General features: G+C 51.3%; 2 protein-coding genes. Both read left to right on the top strand.

Going from position 1 to position 2,227, the window contains the following annotated elements:
- A partial coding sequence (locus tag D7V92_RS21775; RefSeq protein WP_121773787.1) for a TraG family conjugative transposon ATPase occupies positions 1-2,085 on the top strand: 2,085 nt, incomplete at its 5' end.
- Between the two features lie 11 nt (positions 2,086-2,096).
- Positions 2,097-2,227 (top strand): DUF4141 domain-containing protein (locus D7V92_RS21770; RefSeq protein ID WP_121773788.1); only part of this gene is annotated, 131 nt, incomplete at its 3' end.

Here is a 2,227-nt window from a genome sequence, read left to right as displayed (position 1 = left end):
GACAAGGAAGCGGCGGCAAAGTTCATCGAAGCGGTCGGGCAGTTTGAAAGGATTATGAACGACAGCGGTTTTGTCACCCTTACCCGGCTGGCGGCATCGGAAATCACCGGGCAGGACGGAAAGGCAGGCATCATCGAGAAATATTTCTCGCTCTCGCAGACAGATACCACCTGCCTGAAAGACATCGGGCTGTACCCGGAAGAAATGCGTGTCGGGGACGATATACTGTGCCTGCACACGCTTTCGGACGTGGAAGATTTGCCCGGAAAGGTCGGGACGGACTGCCGATTTGAGAAGCTGTCCACAGACAGAAGCGATTGCAGGTTAAGTTTTGCCGCCCCGGTGGGCGTGCTGTTGTCATGTAACCACGTCTATAACCAGTTCATCTTCATAGACGACCACGCCGAAAACCTGAAGAACTTCGAGCAGACCGCCCGGAATATGCAATCGCTCTCCCGCTACTCCCGTGCCAACCAAGTGAACAAGGAGTGGATAGACGAGTACCTGAACGAAGCCCACAGCAAGGGGCTTATCTCGGTGCGCTGCCACTGCAACGTCATGGCATGGAGTGACGACCGGGACGAACTCAAACGCATACGCAACGATGTGGGAAGCCAGCTTGCGCTAATGGAGTGCAAGCCACGCCACAACACCACCGACACGCCTACGCTCTTTTGGGCGGGCATACCCGGCAACGAAGCCGACTTCCCGGCAGAGGAAAGTTTCTACACGTTCTTGGGGCAGGCTCTCTGCCTGTTCGTGGAAGAAACGAACTACAAGAGTTCGCTTTCGCCGTTCGGTATCAAAATGGTGGACAGGGTGAGCGGTCGCCCGCTGCACATCGACATATCGGATTTGCCCATGAAGAAAGGCATCACGACGAACAGAAACAAGTTCATACTTGGACCGAGCGGTAGCGGGAAGTCTTTCTTCACCAACCACATGGTGCGCCAGTATTACGAGCAGGGTGCGCACGTGCTGCTGGTAGATACGGGTAACAGCTACTTGGGGCTGTCCCAGCTTATCCACAACCGCACGCACGGCGAGGACGGGATTTATTTCACCTACACCAACGAGAACCCGATAGCGTTCAACCCGTTCTATGTCGAGGACGGGGTATTTGACATCGAAAAGAAAGAGAGTATCAAGACCCTTATACTCACCCTGTGGAAGCGGGACGATGAAGCCCCCAAGCGGTCGGAAGAAGTGGCGTTGTCCAATGCGGTAAGTGCCTATATCGAACGTATCACGGGCGACAGGTCGGTAACGCCCTGCTTCAACACGTTCTACGAGTTTGTCCGGGATGATTACCGCCGACAGCTTGAACAGAAGAACGTCAGGGAAAAGGATTTTGACATAGACAATTTCCTGAACGTGCTTGAACCGTACTATTGTGGCGGAGAGTACGACTACCTGCTGAACTCCGACAAGGAGCTGGATTTGCTGCATAAACGCTTCATAGTCTTTGAATTGGATAATATCAAAGACCACAAGATTTTATTCCCAATAACGACTATCATCATCATGGAAGCATTCATCAATAAGATGCGTAAGTTAAAGGGAATAAGGAAGTTAATACTAATTGAAGAAGCGTGGAAAGCGATTGCATCGGCGAACATGGCTGACTATATCCGCTACCTCTACAAAACAGTCCGAAAATATTTCGGGGAAGCGATTGTAGTCACGCAAGAGATTGAGGATATTATTTCTTCCCCCATAGTGAAAGAGAGTATCATCAACAACTCGGACTGCAAAATTCTGTTAGACCAGCGAAAATATCTCAACAAGTTCGACAGCATACAGAACCTCTTGGGACTGACCGACAAGGAGCGTTCGCAGATATTGTCTATCAACATGGCGAACCACCCCGGACGGAAGTACAAGGAAGTTTTCTTCTCGCTGGGCGGCACGCAGTCGGCGGTGTACGCCACAGAAGTTTCGTTGGAAGAATATTACACGTTCACGACAGAGGAAAGCGAGAAAATGGAACTGTTCGCCCTCGCCGAGAAGCTGGGCGGCAACCTTGAACTGGCTATCAAGCGGCTTGCGGAAAGCAAACGCAATCCCCAATCATCAACAACTTAAAAATCAGGAACATGAAGAAAACAATTCTCCTTATGGCGGTATGCCTTTGCTTCATCGGCAAGGCATCCGCACAGTGGGTGGTGTCAGACCCCGGCAACTTGGCACAGGGTATCATCAACACCACCAAGCAGATAGTGCAGAC

The organism is Parabacteroides sp. CH2-D42-20 (assembly GCF_003670185.1).
Taxonomy (GTDB): domain Bacteria; phylum Bacteroidota; class Bacteroidia; order Bacteroidales; family Tannerellaceae; genus Parabacteroides; species Parabacteroides distasonis.
This window is presented reverse-complemented; position numbering and strand designations above follow the sequence as displayed.